This is a genomic window from Hydrogenobaculum acidophilum, from assembly GCF_054656715.1.
Genome location: NZ_BAAHXP010000042.1, coordinates 1 through 1,380, shown reverse-complemented (window position 1 = coordinate 1,380; position 1,380 = coordinate 1). Strand labels below are relative to the sequence as shown.

The 1,380-nt window shown below is 35.4% G+C and carries 1 protein-coding gene; it reads left to right on the top strand.

The window, feature by feature from the left end; all coding sequences use genetic code 11:
- Positions 1-63 precede the first annotated feature (63 nt).
- Positions 64-1,311: an IS256 family transposase gene (locus tag ACYQZV_RS09030; protein WP_459895302.1), complete on the top strand. Its 1,248-nt coding sequence runs from the start codon at positions 64-66 to the stop codon at positions 1,309-1,311.
- Positions 1,312-1,380: the final 69 nt, after the last annotated feature.

Sequence of the window (1,380 nt, the reverse complement as noted above, 5' to 3'; positions counted from 1 at the left end):
AAAAACAATTTTGTGTAAAATGGAAAGAAATATGTTTAAATATCATTTTAGGAGGTTTTGTTTATGAAAAGAAGAGGTAGACCGCCAAGATTGGCTAATCCCAGCGAGGGATTGCAGAAAGTAATTGAAGCAATGGAAGAGATGGTTAAGAAAGGAGAGTATCCAGCTCTAAGTACTATAGTAGAAGCAATGTTAAATCATCTTATGCTTAAAGAGCAAGAAGCGTTCTTAGAGGATAACCCAGAGGAGTATAGAAATGGGTTTTATTCAAGAATAGTCTCTACCCATATGGGAAGTCTCAATTTAGAAATACCTAGAGTTAGAACCTCTAATTCTTTCCGACCCTCTATATTACCAAAAAGATGGAAAAGAGTTAATAAAGAATATGAAGAGTTTATATTGGCACTATTGGCTAATGGTTACTCTAAAGCTAAGATAAAGAGCGTAATGGAAAACTTGGATATTCCATACTCGGAAGATGCCGTTGAAAGAGTTGAAGATTTGGTTAAAGAAAGGATGGACTATTTCAAAATAAGAAGAATACCAGATGCTCTTTTTGCTTTGTATGTAGACGCCTACCACACAGAGATAAAGGATGAGAATCAATCTATCCCTGTTAGCCTTTTTGTTGCAGTAGGCATAGATCTTTCTGGTCATAAAGGTATATACGGGTTCTGGGTGCTCAAAGGGAAAGAGAATGTATCATTCTGGAACGAAGTGTTTCAGGATATGATATCAAGAGGCCTCTCAAGAGTATTAATACTTGTAACAGATCACTTTAGTGGTATAGAAAAGTTAGTTCAAAAGTTGTTTCCTCTTTCAGACCATCAGTTTTGCCTTGTACATCTTTACAGAAACCTAAAGAACAAGCTAAATCTAAAGAGTATGAAAGAGTTTTATAGACTCTTTCAAGCCATCAAGCATGCTCAAAACTATGAGGAAGGAAAAAGGTATTACAAAGAGCTTGTAGAAAAAGTACGAGAGATAAATCCAACCTACGCCAAATACCTTGAGAAATACGAAGCAAACTATCTTGCATTCTTGAAGTACCCTGAGAATGTAAGAAAGTCCATCTATACTACAAACATAGTAGAATCTATCAACTCAGGATTGGAGTACATGAGAAACAAACAAGGAGGATTCTTTAACTCCATGAAGATGCTTGAGATCAACACGTTTATACAACTTGCAAACATTCACGATAAGTGGTTAGATAAGCCTAATCCTACTTTAGCGGCAGAGTCTTACAGTATAAGACAACTCTTTGCTTTAAGATTTGAGACAGAGGAACTTTCTCTAATAGATTTATGATGAAGGCAGTATTGACTATGTTTGGAAATGATTATAAAATAGATTTACACAAAATTAGGGGCAGGTCTC

Coding starts and splice junctions, on each gene's coding strand:
- ACYQZV_RS09030 (WP_459895302.1), top strand. CDS start 64: ATGAAAAGAAGAGGTAGACCGCCAAGATTGGCTAATCCCAGCGAGGGA.